The organism is Pseudomonas sp. I8001, assembly GCF_013385345.1.
GTDB lineage: Bacteria > Pseudomonadota > Gammaproteobacteria > Pseudomonadales > Pseudomonadaceae > Aquipseudomonas.
The window spans coordinates 88679-104768 of the sequence record NZ_JACAQC010000007.1 but is presented as its reverse complement, the minus strand read 5'-3'; the positions used below and the strand labels follow the sequence as shown (position 1 = coordinate 104768).

Annotated in this window: 14 protein-coding genes and 1 pseudogene; 5 read left to right on the top strand and 10 right to left on the bottom strand. The window is 61.6% G+C overall.

The annotated features are described in order from the left end of the window. Positions 1-78: 78 nt before the first annotated feature. The 4 genes from HX839_RS04980 to HX839_RS04965 form a co-directional block, all read right to left on the bottom strand. Positions 79-1047, bottom strand: coding sequence for a FecR family protein (locus tag HX839_RS04980; RefSeq protein ID WP_177066811.1), 969 nt, complete (start codon positions 1045-1047; stop codon positions 79-81). Then, positions 1044-1562, bottom strand: a complete 519-nt coding sequence (locus HX839_RS04975; RefSeq protein ID WP_134327431.1) for an RNA polymerase sigma factor — start codon at positions 1560-1562, stop codon at positions 1044-1046. Before HX839_RS04975 ends, HX839_RS04980 begins: the two co-directional genes overlap by 4 nt. 260 nt (positions 1563-1822) lie before the next feature. Beyond that, positions 1823-2530: a PolC-type DNA polymerase III gene (locus HX839_RS04970; protein WP_003211091.1), complete on the bottom strand. Its 708-nt coding sequence runs from the start codon at positions 2528-2530 to the stop codon at positions 1823-1825. Beyond that, a complete protein-coding gene (locus tag HX839_RS04965; RefSeq protein ID WP_003211088.1) occupies positions 2527-4449 on the bottom strand; it encodes a putative nucleotidyltransferase substrate binding domain-containing protein in 1923 nt (640 codons plus the stop codon). Before HX839_RS04965 ends, HX839_RS04970 begins: the two co-directional genes overlap by 4 nt. A gap of 246 nt (positions 4450-4695) precedes the next feature. Between HX839_RS04965 and HX839_RS04960 the strand changes: the two genes are divergently transcribed. Both HX839_RS04960 and HX839_RS04955 read left to right on the top strand, forming a co-directional pair. Beyond that, on the top strand, positions 4696-5142 hold the full coding sequence (locus tag HX839_RS04960; protein WP_003211086.1) for a response regulator: 447 nt from the start codon (positions 4696-4698) through the stop codon (positions 5140-5142). A gap of 134 nt (positions 5143-5276) precedes the next feature. Continuing rightward, positions 5277-5705: a hypothetical protein gene (locus HX839_RS04955; protein ID WP_177066810.1), complete on the top strand. Its 429-nt coding sequence runs from the start codon at positions 5277-5279 to the stop codon at positions 5703-5705. 44 nt (positions 5706-5749) lie between these two features. On the opposite strand, the gene HX839_RS04950 is transcribed toward HX839_RS04955, so the two are convergent. Next, the gene (locus HX839_RS04950; protein WP_177020649.1) at positions 5750-7927 is read right to left on the bottom strand and encodes a malate synthase G; all 2178 of its coding nucleotides are present in this window, start codon (positions 7925-7927) and stop codon (positions 5750-5752) included. A 373-nt stretch (positions 7928-8300) separates the two neighbouring features. Between HX839_RS04950 and HX839_RS31515 the strand changes: the two are divergent. Both HX839_RS31515 and HX839_RS04945 read left to right on the top strand, forming a co-directional pair. Continuing rightward, positions 8301-8387, top strand: a pseudogene (locus HX839_RS31515) (outer membrane lipoprotein carrier protein LolA); the annotation flags it as partial. A 24-nt stretch (positions 8388-8411) separates the two neighbouring features. After that, positions 8412-8930, top strand: a complete 519-nt coding sequence (locus HX839_RS04945; RefSeq protein ID WP_003211081.1) for a glycine cleavage system protein R — start codon at positions 8412-8414, stop codon at positions 8928-8930. A gap of 222 nt (positions 8931-9152) precedes the next feature. Here HX839_RS04945 and rarD read toward each other — a convergent pair whose 3' ends face one another. The 5 genes from rarD to HX839_RS04920 form a co-directional block, all read right to left on the bottom strand. Continuing rightward, positions 9153-10037 carry an EamA family transporter RarD gene (gene rarD, locus HX839_RS04940; protein ID WP_177046495.1) on the bottom strand — a complete coding sequence of 295 codons (885 nt, stop codon included), beginning with the start codon at positions 10035-10037 and terminating at the stop codon, positions 9153-9155. 107 nt (positions 10038-10144) lie between these two features. After that, positions 10145-11119 carry a serine/threonine protein kinase gene (locus tag HX839_RS04935; protein ID WP_087694744.1) on the bottom strand — a complete coding sequence of 325 codons (975 nt, stop codon included), beginning with the start codon at positions 11117-11119 and terminating at the stop codon, positions 10145-10147. 178 nt (positions 11120-11297) lie between these two features. Then, the gene (locus HX839_RS04930; RefSeq protein ID WP_177066809.1) at positions 11298-13196 is read right to left on the bottom strand and encodes a PhoX family phosphatase; all 1899 of its coding nucleotides are present in this window, start codon (positions 13194-13196) and stop codon (positions 11298-11300) included. Between the two features lie 71 nt (positions 13197-13267). Then, positions 13268-14032, bottom strand: a complete 765-nt coding sequence (locus HX839_RS04925) for a TOBE domain-containing protein (protein WP_003211075.1) — start codon at positions 14030-14032, stop codon at positions 13268-13270. 57 nt (positions 14033-14089) lie between these two features. Further along, on the bottom strand, positions 14090-14827 hold the full coding sequence (locus tag HX839_RS04920) for a ComF family protein (RefSeq protein WP_008434366.1): 738 nt from the start codon (positions 14825-14827) through the stop codon (positions 14090-14092). An 89-nt stretch (positions 14828-14916) separates the two neighbouring features. Here HX839_RS04920 and bioB point away from each other — a divergent pair, with 89 nt between their 5' ends. Next, on the top strand, positions 14917-15972 hold the full coding sequence (bioB, locus tag HX839_RS04915; RefSeq protein WP_003211072.1) for a biotin synthase BioB: 1056 nt from the start codon (positions 14917-14919) through the stop codon (positions 15970-15972). Positions 15973-16090: the final 118 nt, after the last annotated feature.

The following is a 16090-nucleotide window of genomic DNA, read 5'->3' as shown; positions in this document are numbered from 1 at the left end:
CAGCTCCCACAGGGGAACGCATTCCACCTGTGGGAGCTGGCTTGCCTGCGATGACAATGGCCTATGCACCACAGGAGCCTACGGCTTGGGCGCCACCGTCACCCACCACGGCGTGTGTTGTTGAATCTGCACCGGCAAGGTCGGCAGCAGCGCGTTCAGTGCCAGGTTGGTGTCGTGCAGCGGGAAGCTGCCGGTGATCCGCAAGTCTGCCACTTGTTTATCCACACCCAGGTAGCCGGTGCGGTAGCGGCTCAGTTCCTCAACCACGTCGCCGAGCCGCGCGTTGTCCACCACCAGCATGCCGCGCGTCCAGGCGTCGGTGCCGGGGCTGACGGCAAGCATCGGGCCGAGGCTGTCGCGGCGCATCAGCACTTGCTGGCCTTCCTTGAAGATCTGCTCTTGATGCAGCGCTTCAGGCTGTGCGCCGACGGCAGACTGCAACACGCTGAGGCGGGTGCCATCTTCCTCGCGCTTGACGATAAACCGTGTGCCCAGGGCGCGCAGGCTGCCTTCGCGGGTTTCGACAAAAAACGGGCGGGCGTCGTTGTGGCCGGTTTCGACAAGGATCTCGCCTTCCTGCAATACGATCAGCCGACGTTTCTCGTCAAAGCGCACGTCAATGGCGCTGTGGGTGTTGAGGTTGATCACGGTGCCATCCGCCAGCTTCAGGGTGCGCTGTTCACCGGTGGCGGTGCGCTGGTCGGCCAGCCAATAGTTGAGCGGCACGTAGCGCTGGCCGACGAACAATGCCAGGCCGCACACCAGCACCACACTGGCCAGGCCGCTGCCGAGCTTGCGCACGCGGCGGCGAATGCCTTCGCGTGACTGCAGCAATGCCGCACGGGCCGGGCCCGAGGCCACACTGAAACGCTGATCGAGCATGCCCAACTGGCGCCAGGCGCGGGCGTGTTCTTCGTTGCTGGCCAGCCATTTGGCGAATTCTTCCTGCTCCACGGCACTGCCGTCGCCCGAGTCGAGGGACAGTTGCCAGGCAATGGCCGCGTCGAGCACCCGCGCCGACACCGGCTTGGAACTGACCGGGCTCACAGCGGCTCGCCATACAGGGCGATGTAGCACTGGCGGATACCCTGGGCCAGGTATTGCCGCACCCGCGGCACGGAAACCCCCAGGCGCTGGGCGATTTCGGCGTGGCCCATGCCGTCGAGGCGGTTGTAGAGGAAGGCCGCGCGGGCCTTGCTCGAGAGTTTGCCCAGCAGGCGGTCGATGGCCTTGAGGTCTTCGAGGATCAGTTGCTGTTCTTCCGGGGACGGGTGCTCGCTTTCCGGGATCAGCATCAGTTCGGTGAGGTAAGCCTGTTCCAGCGCGGCGCGGCGGAAATAATCGAACAGCAGGCCCTTGGCGATGGCCACCAGGAACGCCCGCGGCTCGCGGGGTTCACGCAGTTCTTCACGGCCCAGCAGGCGCATGAAGGTGTCCTGGCTGAGGTCTTCGGCGCGGCTGGGGCAGGCCACGTTGCGTCGCAGCCACGCCAACAGCCAGCGGCGATGGTCGCGGTACAACGCGCCAACAAGCTCACTGTGGGGACTTTGGATTGACGACAAGGCGACACCGATCGGAAAGTTTAAACTAACGAGAATTATTCGCGATTGTGGCAGAGGTGTAAGGCGGGTGCAATTGGCGTTGGTCGGGCGGCGGCGTAATGCTATCTATCATGGTGATGCCGCTTACTGTGGCGAGGGACCTTGCTCCCGCTCGGCTGCGCAGCAGTCGTAATCCAGGCAGTGCATTTATTCAGTTGGAAATGGGTTGGCTGATTTGGGGGCGCTTCGCACCCCAGCGGGAGCAAGCTCCCTCGCCACCATTAGAATGAGGGGGCTTGCTTGCGGCGTTTCCATTGGCCCAGGCGCTGTTGTAACGCGTGCGGGCTGTCGATCTGCTGCTGCCGTGCACGGCTGAACAAAATCAGCATCAGTTCCGCCGTTGCCAGCGCATCCGCACTGGCATGGTGGCGCTCGCCCACTTGCAGCTTGAAATGCGTGATCCAGTCATCCAGCCCGGCTTCGCGGATGTTGGCGTCGGGGCACAGCAGCGGGGCGATGTCGGCCACGTCCAGGAACGGGTGGTTCAAGCGATAGCCCAGGCTGTCCTTGAGTGCCCGGCACAGCATGTGTTGATCGAAGGGCGCATGAAACGCCAGCAGCGGGCTGTCGCCGACAAACTCCATGAAGTCCATCAGCGCCTCTGCCGGGTCACTGCCCGCCGCAATGGCGCTGGGCCCCAGGCCATGGATCAGCACGCTGGGGTTGAGCTTGGTCTCGGCCCGGTGCAGGGTGCGTTCGAACAATTGCGAGAAGTCCACTGCGCCGTCCTCGATCACCACGGCGCCAATTGAAAGCACCTGATCGCGATTGAGGTTCAGGCCGCTGGTTTCCAGGTCCACCACCACCCAGCGTTGGGCCCGCAGCGATCCGTCCCCCAGCTCCCCAGGTGTGGGCAATTGCTCGACGCGCCGTTGTTGCGCCGCATCCAGGCCAGGTTTGGGTTTGCGCAACCAGCCAAACCAGCTCACAGCTGATACCGCAACGTCAGGCTGCCTTGCAGGCGTTGGGCCTGGCGCAGGGATTCGCGCAGGATGCGCCGGTCGAGGTGGTTGAGGCTGTCGGGATCGACGCGGTTGGAGTAGGGCAGGTTCTCGCGGGTTTGCAGTTGGTGTTGTTGCATGCGAGTTTGCTGGATGAAGTGATAGGCCTCTTCATAGGCGGCGCCATCAAGGCGTTCGATGACTTCCCTGGCCACCAGTTGGCGCAAGCGCTCCAGGGTGTTGATGGCGCTGATGCCGTTGGCCAATGCCAGCAGACGGGCACCGTCGACAAATGGCGTGAGGCCTTGCACCTTGAGGTCGAGAGTTGCCTTGTCGGCGCCTTTGCGCGTCAACACAAAATCCCGGAAGCGCCCTACCGGCGGGCGCTGGCGCAACGCGTTCTCGGCCAGCATGCGCTGGAACAAACGGTTGTCTGCCACCTGGTCGAGAATGCCCTGGCGCAGTTGCTCGCACCCTTGCTCATCGCCCCACACCACCCGCAAATCAAAATAGATGCTCGAACCCAGCAGATTCTCCGGCGTCGCCTCACGGATAAACCCGGCAAAGCGCCGCGCCCATTCCGCCCGGGACAGGCACAGCTCCGGGTTACCGGCCATGATATTGCCCTTGCACAGGCTGAAGCCGCACAGCGCCAGGCTCTGGTTGATCTGTTGTGCCAGCGGCAGCAGGCGCCCGCGAATCTCGGCGGCTTCGGCGGCGTCCCGGGCTTCGAACAGGATGCCGTTGTCCTGGTCGGTATACAGCGTCTGCTCGCGGCGGCCCTCGCTGCCGAAACACAGCCAGCTGAATGGCACGCCCGGGTCGCCCTTGTCGGCCAGGGTCAACTCGATGACACGGCACACCGTGTGATCGTTGAGCAAGGTGATGATGTGGGTGATCTGCGTAGACGACGCGCCGTGGGCGAGCATGCGCTCCACCAACTGGCCGATTTCGCCGCGAATCGCCACCAGGTTTTCGACCCTGGGCGCATTGCGGATGGTGCGCGCCAGGTGCACCAGGTCCACCCGCTGCAGGGAAAACAGGTCACGCTCGGACACCACGCCACACAGGCGCTGATCCTTGACCAGGCACACGTGGGCGATATGCCGTTCGGTCATCGCAATCGCCGCGTCGAAGGCGCTGTGGTCCGGCGTGAGGAAAAACGGCGCCTGGGTCATATGGCGCTCGATGCCCTGGTTGAAATCACTGGTGCCGTCGGCCACCACCTGGCGCAGGTCCCGCAGGGTGAAAATCCCCAGGGGCGCCTTGTGTTCATCGACGATCACAATGCTGCCCACCTGCTGCTCGTGCATTTGCGTGACCGCTTCACGCAGCGGCGTCAGCGGGCTGCAGGTGACCGGGTGACGCATGGCCAATTCGCCCAGGCGGGTGTTCAGCGAATATTGGGTGCCGAGGGTTTCCACGGCCTTTTGCTGGACTTGCTGGTTGACCTGGTCCAGCAAGCTGCTCACGCCGCGCAAGGCAAAGTCGCGAAACGCGCTGGAAAGGGCGAACAGCTTGATAAAGGCCGGCTTGTTCAGTTGCAGGCAGAAGGTGTCTTCGGCGGCTTTGTGCTCGGTACGGGTGGCCCGCTCCCCCAGCAGCGCCGCCAGCGGAAAACATTCACCGGTGGTGATTTCAAAGGTGGTTTCTGTCGAGTCCGGCCGCTCGCCGACTACGCGCCCCTGCTTGACGATATAGAAGTGTTCCACCGGCCCGCCCGAGGGCTTGAGGATGCTCTCGCCGGGGCCGTAGAAGCGCAATTGACACTGCTCTACCAGAAATCCCAGGTGGGCGTTTTCCATTTGGTTGAACGGCGGGAAACGTTGCAGGAATTGCAGGGTGCCGTGGATGTTCTGCAACACAGCGGTTTTCCCCGCTTGTGTGAAAGCATCAGCTTTACTCATACCTATGACCGCAGTTTTTTTGTCGTTATCGTGCCCCATGGTCGACTCCTGCGCTGCGGGTGCCCATTGGACGTAAGTCTAGGTAGCGATTCGCCCTCACTTACTAGGGAAAAACCTTACATGAATATCGTCCAAACCCCGTAGAACGCCCACTAGGCAAACTTTCCGACGAAGTGCACATTGTTCGCCCTTCCGGCGATGTCTGACTTCTGTGCTGGGAGATTGAATAGAACTGCCGAGAAACGTATGTCCGACCACGATATTTTGAGTGATGCCGAGCGCGAGGCCCTGAGTGCTGTTATGCAGGAGCCGGATTTGCCGCCACAACGGGTTTTGATCGTGGATGACGACAAGGACGCGCGCGAACTGTTGGCAGAAATTCTTGGCCTGGACGGCATTCGTTGCATGACCGCCGACAGCGGCGAGGCTGCATGGGACTTGTTGAGTTCCAGCAGCTCCATCGGCTTGCTGATCACCGACCTGCGCATGACGCCGAGCAACGGGCTGCAATTGATTCGCCAGGTGCGCGAATCCACCCGGGCGGCGCTGCCGATCATCATCATGTCGGGTGACGCCGAAGCGCCGGATGTGATTGATGCGATGCATTTGAGCGTGGTGGACTTTTTGCTCAAGCCGATTGATAGCGTGAAGCTGGCGAAGATGGTGAAGCGGGAGTTGGGGATGGCGTCCTAGACGGTGCCATTGGTCTGATTTCGCGAAGAACTGTCAATTCTGACAGTAGGAATAGCTTGAGAGCGTCTGTTTACTGGTTTGGGGTGTGCTGATCGTCGATTAGCGCCTCACAAAGCCATGAACAGGAGTTCGCTATGAGCACCAAACTTTTTCGAGTTGAAGATAAGGCCTTGCAGGACGCAAGGGTGAGGGCACAATCCGGGGATGCTTTTGTTCTTGTGCTTGCTCCCGGCAAGTTTCGGTTTTTCAGCACCAAGGAAGTCCTCGGGTTCCTGTCATGGACAGCGGTGCTTGGGGCAGGTCAAGAGCGTATTGACCTGGATTATGGGCACGATGTGCCGAACGGCCTTCATGAATTCGAGGCAAGGGGCAGGCGCGTGACTTACCGGGCGCCGGACGGTAAGGATTATTTCGGACCTACTGAAGGGACGATCTTTCTTGAAGTTGAACGCCCCCCGACCGGTACCGCTTTCACGCACAAGGGTAACTTTTTGAATGTGCGGTTCGAGTCGGATGGTAATACGGTCGTTCTCAATGGCGGTTATAAACTCAGTTCTTCTTAAACTGCTGCAAAAAAGCCCTGATCTCTCGACCAGGGCTTATTTATTTACAGGCCGTTTTTAGCCTTGAACTCCCGACGCCGACGGTGCAACACCGGCTCGGTGTAACCGTTCGGCTGCTTGGTCCCTTCAATCACCAACTCCACCGCTGCCTGGAACGCGATGTTGCTGTCGAAATCCGGAGCCAGCGGACGATACAGCGCATCCCCGGCGTTCTGACGGTCCACCACCGGCGCCATGCGCTTGAGGCTTTCCATCACCTGGGCTTCATTGACGATGCCGTGGCGCAACCAGTTGGCAATGTGCTGGCTGGAGATACGCAGGGTGGCGCGGTCTTCCATCAGGCCGACGTCGTTGATGTCCGGGACTTTCGAGCAACCCACGCCCTGGTCGATCCAGCGCACCACGTAACCGAGGATGCCCTGGGCGTTGTTGTCCAGCTCGTTGCGGATTTCTTCGTCGGACCAATCGGTATTCTGGGCCAGGGGAATGGTCAGGATATCGTCTACCGAAGCACGTTCGCGCTTGGCCAGTTCGGCCTGGCGGGCGAACACGTCAACCTTGTGGTAGTGCAGCGCATGCAGCGCAGCCGCCGTCGGCGAAGGAACCCACGCCGTGTTGGCGCCGGCCAGCGGGTGAGCAATCTTCTGCTCCAGCATGGCGGCCATCAGGTCGGGCATCGCCCACATGCCTTTACCGATTTGTGCGCGGCCTTGCAGGCCGGTGCTCAAGCCGATGTCCACGTTCCAGTTTTCGTAGGCGCCGATCCACTTCTCGGCCTTCATGGCGGCCTTGCGCACCATCGCGCCGGCTTCCATGGAGGTGTGGATCTCGTCGCCGGTACGGTCGAGGAAGCCGGTGTTGATAAACACCACACGCTCGCTGGCCGCCTTGATGCAGGCCTTGAGGTTGACCGTGGTACGACGCTCCTCGTCCATGATCCCGACTTTGAGCGTATTGCGCGGCAGCTTCAGCACGTCTTCGATGCGACCAAACAGCTCGTTGGTGAACGCGGCTTCTTCCGGGCCATGCATTTTCGGTTTAACGATGTAGACCGAACCGGTGCGGCTGTTCTTGCGGCTGGTGTTGCCGTTAAGGCTGTGGATCGCCGACAGGCTGGTGAGCAGGCCATCGAGAATGCCTTCCGGCACTTCGTTGCCATCCTTGTCGAGGATCGCGTCGATGGTCATCAAGTGGCCAACGTTACGCACGAACAGCAGCGAACGACCGTGCAGGGTCACTTCCTTGCCGTCGGCACCGGTGTAGACGCGGTCGGCGTTCATGGTGCGGGTAAAGGTCTTGCCACCCTTGGCGACTTCTTCCGACAGGTCGCCCTTCATCAGGCCGAGCCAGTTGCGGTAGATCACCACCTTGTCATCGGCATCGACGGCGGCGACGGAGTCTTCGCAGTCCATGATGGTGGTCAGGGCGGCTTCCATCAGCACGTCTTTCACGCCGGCGGCGTCGGTCTGGCCGACCGGGGTGCTGGCGTCGACCTGGATTTCGAAGTGCAGGCCGTTGTGCTTCAGCAGGATGGCGGTCGGCTTGGCTGCGTCGCCCTGGTAGCCGATCAACTGGGCATCGCTGCGCAGGCCGCTGTTGCTGCCGCCCTTGAGGCTGACCACGAGCTTGCCGTCGACGATCTTGTAGCCGGTGGAATCCACATGGCTGCCGGCAGCCAGTGGTGCGGCTTCGTCGAGGAAGGCGCGGGCGAAGGCGATGACCTTGTCGCCACGCACCTTGTTGTAGCCTTTGCCTTTCTCGGCGCCGTCGGCTTCGCTGATGGCATCGGTGCCATAGAGCGCGTCATACAGCGAACCCCAGCGCGCATTCGAGGCGTTGAGGGCGAAACGGGCGTTCATCACCGGCACTACCAGCTGCGGGCCGGCCATGTGGGCAATTTCTTCATCGACGTTTTGGGTCGAGGCCTGGAAATCCGCGGCTTCTGGCAGCAGGTATCCGATATCTTGAAGGAAGGCTTTGTAGGCCACGGCGTCGTGTGCCTGGCCGGCGTGTGCCTGGTGCCAGGTGTCGATCCGCACTTGAAAATCGTCGCGTTTGGCGAGTAGGGCTTTGTTCTTCGGCGCCAGGTCGTGGATGACCTTGTCGGCACCGGCCCAGAACTGGTCGGCGGTAATGCCGGTACCAGGAATGGCTTCGTTGTTCACGAAGTCGAACAGGACTTTGGCGACCTGCAGGCCACCGACTTGAACGTGTTCAGTCATTGCTTGCCTCACTCTGCGGAGCTTATGCGCTTTTCAGCTTTTCAATTTACCAATGAAGCCTCTGGCCATGTAAACCGTGAACACGCTGCACCAGTACATGCCGTAGAAGGCGGCTGGGCGGGCGGCGTCGCGGTGCGTGGTTGCCTTGGCAGACATCGACCTAACGTTATGTAGTGCGCGATTGGGCATACTACATGATGAGTTGCGGTTGTGAAAATTAGACTAAATACGTCGTTTAGCGACCCACTTTGGTCGTACGGTCACAGTGGGGTACGGGATGTTCTCAAAAAACTATTGGATTGTTCCATATAAATATAAAAATGGTACACGATTTGTTTTCGCGGGCGCCTGCGTCCACCTTGTAGGAGCGAGCTTGCTCGCGAAGATCGTTAACGATAACGCGGGATGCCTGACACCCAACGGTGCTCTCACGTTCTTCGCGAGCAAGCTCGCTCCTACAGAATCATAAGAAGAGGACGACACCATGGACCATCTCGTACTGACTGTCATCGCCCCGGACAAACCCGGTGTGGTCGAACGCATCGCCCAATGCATCGCCGCCCATGGCGGCAACTGGCTGGAAAGCCGCATGGCGCACATGGCCGGGCAGTTTGCCGGGATTTTGCGGGTGAGCGTGCCGGCGGAAAATCGGCTGGACTTGATTGGCGCGCTGGAAGACTTGTCCACCCACGGCATTCGCGTGCTGCTGGGCGAAAGCAGTTCGCTCGCCCCCAGCGAGTCGCAACCCATCGCGATGGAACTGGTCGGTAACGACCGGCCGGGGATTGTTCGCGACATCACCGCGCTGCTCAGCAAGCAGGGCGTCAACCTGGAGCGCTTGATCACCGACGTGCGCCCGGCGCCCATGAGCAGCGACCTGCTGTTCCACGCCGAAGCCTTGCTGGCGGTGCCGTTGACGCTGCCCCTGGAAACCTTGCAGGCGGCGCTGGAAACCCTGGCCGACGACTTGATGGTGGAACTGGAACTACGCAGCGAGGAATAGTTGCCCACAAGGTTATGCATGGAAATCTTGCATGGGCCTGTGGATAACCTGTAGAGACCCGCGTCCGGCCCAGGCGGGCCGTGGCTCTTCGCCAGCTGGCTAAAAAACGAACAGTTTCAAGGGCTTGTGCACAAACGCCGGGGACCAGGCTGTGGATAACCTTGGGGTGAATGCCTGCAAGCCACACCGGCTGTGGCTTGCAGAGGTTTGTACGTTATTTGATCAGTTTTTCCGCACAGTCATCCAGGCGTCGATGCTGTAAACCACCAGGCCGGCCCAGATAAAGCAGAAGGCGATCAGCGTGGCGGGTGCCAGGTGTTCGTTGAACAACAGCACGGCTTCCAGCAACACCAGGGTGGGCGCCACGTATTGCAGGAAGCCCAGGGCGGTGTAGGGCAAATGCCGTGCGGCGGCGTTGAAACACACCAGCGGGATCAGCGTCACCGGGCCTGCGGCCACCAGCCACCACGCTTCGGAGGTGCTCCAGAATTCCATCTGTGCGCTGTGAGCCGAGGGGTTGAACAGCAACCATGCGATGGCAATCGGCACCAGCATCCAGGTTTCCACCACCAGCCCGGGCAATGCCTTGACCGGCGCCTGCTTGCGGATCAACCCGTAGAAACCAAAGGTCGCCGCCAGGACCAGGGATACCCACGGCAGGCTGCCGACTTGCCAAACCTGTTGCGCCACGCCTACCGCTGCCAGGCCCACGGCCACCCATTGCAGGCGGCGCAGGCGCTCGCCGAGGATCACCATGCCCAGCAGCACGTTCACCAGCGGGTTGATGTAGTAACCCAGGCTGGCCTCCAGCATGCGGCCACTGTTCACCGACCACACATAGGTCAGCCAGTTGGCCGCGATCAAGGTGCCGCTCAGGGCCAGGATCGCCAGGCGCCTGGGGTTGTCCCGCAGTTCGCGAAACCAGCCGGGGTGTTTCCAGACCATCAACAGCACACTGCCGAACAGCGCCGACCACAGCACGCGGTTGACGATGATTTCTGCGGCGGGAACGCTGGCGATGGCTTTGAAGTAGAGCGGGAACAGGCCCCAGATGACGTAGGCGCTCAGGCCCAATATGTACCCGCGACGGGGGTTGGCGGCTTGCATGCAGAATCCTTGCTTAGGCAGCTAACAAAGCCGCGATTGTAAGGATATTTGTCAGGGGATGTGTGTTGAAAGTGTAGGGCCCAAGGTCAGGGCCCAGACGGTAGGGATCAGAACAGCTTCAACGGTTCTTCATTGAGCGCCGACAACTGCTCGCGCAACGCCAGCACCTGGTCGCCCCAGTAACGTTCGCTGCCAAACCAGGGAAAGCTGTGGGGGAACGCCGGGTCGTCCCAGCGCCGTGCAAGCCAGGCGCTGTAGTGCATCAGGCGCAGGGCGCGCAGCGGTTCGATCAGGGCCAGTTCGCGCGGGTCGAAGTCGTGGAATTCCTGGTAGCCGTCCATCAATTCCGACAGTTGCCCCAGGCATTCCTGACGATCACCGGCGAGCATCATCCACAGGTCCTGAACGGCGGGGCCCATGCGGCAGTCGTCGAGGTCGACGATGTGGAACATCTCGTCGCGGCACATCATGTTGCCGGGGTGGCAATCGCCGTGCATGCGGATGTTCTTGTGGGGCGTGGCCTTGTAGACATCTTCCACCCGCTTGAGCAGGTCGCGGGCCACGGACTCGTAGGCTGGCAGCAGGCTGCGAGGAATGAAGTTGCCTTCCAGCAGGGTGTTCAAAGAGTCGTGACCGAAGTTCTTCACGCCCAGGGCTTCGCGGTGTTCGAAGGGGCGGGTGGAACCGACCGCATGCAGGCGGCCGAGCAATTGGCCGAGACGATACAACTGGTCGAGGTTGCCCGGCTCCGGTGCGCGTCCGCCACGGCGCGGGAACAGGGTGAAGCGGAAACCCGCGTGCTCGAACAGGCTTTCACCGTTGTGAATCATCGGCGCCACCACCGGCACTTCGCACTCGGCCAGTTCGAAGGTGAAGCTGTGTTCTTCGAGGATCGCTTCGTTGGTCCAGCGTTGCGGCCGATAGAACTTGGCGATCAAGGGCTCGGAGTCTTCGATGCCGACCTGGTAGACACGGTTTTCGTAGCTGTTGAGCGCGAGGATGCGGGCGTCGCTGAGGAAACCGATGCTTTCGACTGCGTCGAGCACCAGGTCAGGGGTCAGTGTTTCAAACGGGTGTGCCATGCGAACTCCTGCGCGCAGCAGGGCGCCGCGTCCGGCCGGGTATGGTAACGCACCGGGGTCGAGATAGGTGGTGACTGTTCTGACGCCTTCGCGAGCAAGCCCGCTCCCACATTTGACCGAGTTCCACCTTAGGAATGCGGTCAAGTGTGGGAGCGGGCTTGCTCGCGAAGAGGCCTTATCAGGCGCCGACGATCCCGCCATCATCCCGACGAATCGCCATCACCGAGGACCGTGGCTTGCCATTTGGCAGATGCTCCGGCCAGGTCGAACCACCGGTTTCCCCCGGATGCTGAATCCCCACAAACAGGGTTTTCTGGTCCGGCGAGAAGCTGATCCCGGTCACTTCACAGGCCACCGGCCCCACCATGAACCGCCGAATTTCACCGGTCGATGGGTCGGCACACAGCATCTGGTTATTGCCCATCCCGGCAAAGTCGCCGCCGTTGCTGTAGTCGCCATCGGTGAGGATCCACAACCGCCCGGCCTTGTCGAAGCCCAGCCCGTCCGGGCTGTTGAACATGTTCTGCGGGTTGATGTTGGACGAGCCGCCTTTTGGCGTGCCGGCATGCACCGCCGGGTTGCCGGCCACCACGAACAAATCCCAGCTGAAGTCCGGCGCGCCATGGTCGTTGGCATTGGCCTTCCAGCGCAGGATCTGCCCGTAGACGTTTTTCTCCCGCGGGTTCGGGCCGCCCACCGGCTGGCCGTCTTCGCCGCGCTTGGCGTTGTTGGTCAGGGTGCAATACACCTGGCCGTCGGTGGGGCTGACCACGATCCATTCCGGGCGGTCCATGCGGGTGGCTTTCACCACGCTGGCGGCCAGGCGCGCGTGGATCAGCACTTCGGCCTGGCTGGCAAAACCGCTGTTGGCGTCGATGCCGTTCTTGCCGTAGGTCAGCTCGACCCATTGGCCCTGGCCCTTGGGATGGTCGGCATTGCCGTCGCCCGCGTCGAAAATCGCCACATACAAGGTGCCGTGGTCCAGCAGGTCCTTGTTGGCCTTGGGATTCTTGTGATTGATCTTGTCGCGGCTGATGAACTTGTAGATGAACTCGCCGCGCTCGTCGTCGCCCATGTACACCACGGCGCGGCCGTCGCGGGTTTCCGCCAGCGCAGCATTTTCATGCTTGAAGCGGCCGAGGGCGGTGCGCTTGATCGGTGTGGATTGCGGGTCGAACGGGTCGATTTCCACTACCCAGCCATGGCGGTTGAGTTCGTTGGGATTCTTGGCCATGTCGAAGCGCGGGTCGTGGGGGTGCCAGTTGATGTCTTTGCTCGCGGCGACCACGCCATAGCGTTTCTGCCCGGCGTCGAAGGTCTGTTGCGGGTTGCTGCTGCCGAAGCAGTCGGTGAAGTTCTCTTCGCAGGTGAGATACGTGCCCCACGGGGTCTTGCCGTTGGCACAGTTCTGGAAGGTGCCGAGGACTTTTTTGCCGGTTTTATCGGCGCTGGTTTTCAGCCAGGCATGGCCCGCCGCAGGGCCGCCGAAGCGGATCGGCGAGTTGCCGTGGATGCGCCGGTTGTATCGCGAGTCCTGGACGAACTGCCAGGTGTCGCCTTTGCGCCGTACTTCGATCACCGACACGCCTTCGCTGGCCAACGCCTTGCGCACGTCTTCGGCCGATTGCGGCGCGCCGCCGTGGGCGTAGAGGTAGCGGTAGTTGGTGTATTCGTTGTTGATCGCCATCAGCGCGCGGTTGTCGTCACCGGGGAAGGCGAACAGGCTCATGCCGTCGTTGTTGTCGCCGAACTGTTGTTCCTGGGCCTTGGCGGTGCCGTTGCCGCTGGGGTCGAAGGCCGGCGCGTTCTTGTGCAGCGGCTGGCCCCAGCTGATCAGTACCGAGGCGCTGTAGCCGGGCGGCAGGGTGATGGTGTCGCTGGTGGCTGCGGCGATGCTGGTGAAACCCAGCAATGGGCTGTTCGACGCGGCGTTGACCGCCAGGGCACTGCGGGTCAGCAGGTTGCCGCCGAGGAACATCGCGGCACCGCACAGGGCGCCGGCACCGATAAAACGCCGGCGGGTGAGGCCGACCATCTGTTCCAGGTCGGTGGCTTGGTTTTCTTCTAATAGGCTCATTTCAGGCTCCCTGCGGGTTTTTGCAGCCACCTTAGGGAGCAGTCGTGACGAAATTGTTGCAGTTTGAAGCGCTACACCGGAGTGCCCAGCAGCACGTTACTGGGGGAGAACTGCACCTTCACTTGCAGGCCTTCGGCGGCATGGATCTGCGCAAGCGCGTCGGGCCGGGCCAGGGCGCAGAGAACCTGGCCGTTGGGCAAGGTGATCCGCACCTCGCTGGGGCCGTCTTCGGCATCGAGAATGGCCTCGATTTTTCCTTCCAGGCAATTGTGTCCAGGTGTTGCTGCCTGCGTGACGGCCAGTACTTCAAGCCAGCCGGCCTTGATCAGGGCGACGACTTCGGTGCCGATCTCCAGCTCCAGGCGCAAGGTGCTGTCGTGGGTGATCTGCGCATCCAGGCGCAGCCCGGCTGCCAGCTCCAGGCGAATCAGGTCATTGCGGCCGTGGCTGTCGATGGCGATCACCCGGCCATGCAACTGGTTACGTGCGCTGGTGCGCAGCATCAGGCGGCCCAGCAGGTTGAAGTCGCTGGCGTCTTCGGCGGAGTCCAGCACCTGGGCTTGCAGCACCTGCAGGCGTTGGTAAAGGCGTAATACCCGCTCACCCTCGGCCGTCAACCTGGCGCCGCCACCGCCCTTGCCGCCGACGCTGCGTTCCACCAGGGGCTTTTGCGCCAGGTTGTTCAGCTCGTCGATGGCGTCCCAGGCCGCCTTGTAGCTCAGCCCCGCGCTCTTTGCGGCGCGGGTGATGGAGCCTTGTTCGGCAATATGTTGCAGCAGTGCAATGCGCTGCGGGCGACGGACGATGTGTTGGCTCAAGAGGGTTGGCAGGGACATGGTTACACGCTTCGATGGAATGGGCTGACGTTGCGGGCAGGGCGCCCGCGAGTCAAGTCATGTGCCGGGCTTGGGCGTACGGGCCAGGCAATACACATCCACCTGTCGGGCGCCGGCATCCATTAACAGGCGGGCGAGACTGCTGGCGGTGGCGCCGGTAGTCAGTACGTCGTCGATCAGCGCCAAGTGCCGGCCTTTGACTTGCGCGCCGTCGGCCAGGGCGAAGGCCTGGTGCAGGTTGCGCTTGCGGGTCCTGGCGTCCAGGTCTTGCTGCGCCACGGTTTCACGCGGCCGTGACAGCAGGTGCTCATCCCAGGGGATGTTCAGGTCCTCACTCAGCCAGCGGGCGAGCATTGCCGCCTGGTTGAACCCCCGTTCCCGCAGGCGTTTGCGGGCCAGGGGCACGGGCAGCAGGCAGTCGGGGCGAGCCAGCGCGGCATCTTCATAGCGGTGTTGCAGGAATTGTCCCAACAGGTGCGCAAGCAGATGCCCCAGCGGCCAGCGGGCCTGATGCTTGAAACGGCTGATCAGGCTGTCGATGGGGAAGCTGTAGGTCCACGGCGCGACGACCTGCTTGAACGCCTGAGGTTGCTTCAAGCACTGGCCGCACACCAGGCCCGTCGCCGGCAACGGCAGTGCGCACACCTCGCAATGTTCCATCAGCCAGGGCAGCTCGGTTTCGCAGGCGCTGCAGACAGGATCGGCCGTTCCGCTGCTTTCATCGCAGATTAAACAGGTTTGGTTGCTTTTTAACCAGATGTAAACCTCGTGTTTGTTCTCAAGTTGACAGTGCATGAATCTTCCTTAAATATGCCGAGCATCCGTGTCGTACCTGTGGGTATTACTCCCACAGGGCTTGCCAAAGCATAATCAAGGAATCGCCCATGAGCGCCAGCATCACTGCCAACCTGCGTCACGATTGGTCTTTAGCCGAAGTCAAAGCGCTGTTCGTGCAGCCCTTCAACGACCTGTTGTTCCAGGCGCAGACCGTGCACCGCGCGCATTTCGACGCCAACCGCGTCCAGGTTTCCACGCTGCTGTCGATCAAGACCGGCGCCTGTCCGGAAGATTGCAAATATTGTCCGCAGTCGGGCCACTACAACACCGGTCTGGAAAAAGAGAAGCTGATGGAAGTGCAGAAGGTCCTCGAAGAGGCCGCTCGCGCCAAGGCCATCGGTTCGACCCGTTTCTGCATGGGCGCCGCCTGGAAGCATCCGTCAGCCAAAGACATGCCCTACGTGCTGGAGATGGTCAAAGGCGTGAAGGCCATGGGCCTGGAAACCTGCATGACCCTCGGCCGTCTCGACCAGGACCAGACCGAAGCCCTGGCCCAGGCCGGCCTCGATTACTACAACCACAACCTCGACACGTCGCCGGAGTTCTACGGTTCGATCATCACCACCCGCACCTACGGTGAGCGCCTGCAAACCCTGGCGTACGTGCGTGATTCGGGGATGAAGATCTGCTCCGGCGGCATCCTCGGCATGGGCGAGTCCCTGGACGATCGCGCCAACCTGCTGATCCAGCTGGCCAACCTGCCGGAGCATCCGGAATCGGTGCCGATCAACATGCTGGTGAAAGTCGCCGGTACGCCGCTGGAAAACGCCGACGACATCGACCCGTTCGACTTCATCCGCATGCTGGCGGTGGCGCGCATCCTGATGCCGCAGTCCCATGTCCGGCTGTCGGCCGGGCGTGAGGCAATGAACGAGCAGATGCAGGCCCTGGCGTTTTTTGCCGGCGCCAACTCGATTTTCTACGGCGACAAACTGCTGACCACCGCCAACCCGCAGGCGGACAAGGACATGCAACTGTTCTCGCGCCTGGGCATCTTGCCGGAAGCTCGTGAAGAGCACGCCGATGAAGTGCACCAGGCGGCGATCGAGCAGGCGCTAGTGGAGCAGAAGAGCAGCGAGCAGTTTTACAACGCGGCTGTTTGATAAGTCCACTTTGGAATGCCATCCAAATGTGGGAGCGGGCTTGTTCGCGAAGGCGGTGTGTCAGCCAATACATAAGCTGACTGATCCACTGCTTTCGCGAGCAAGCCCGCTCCCACAT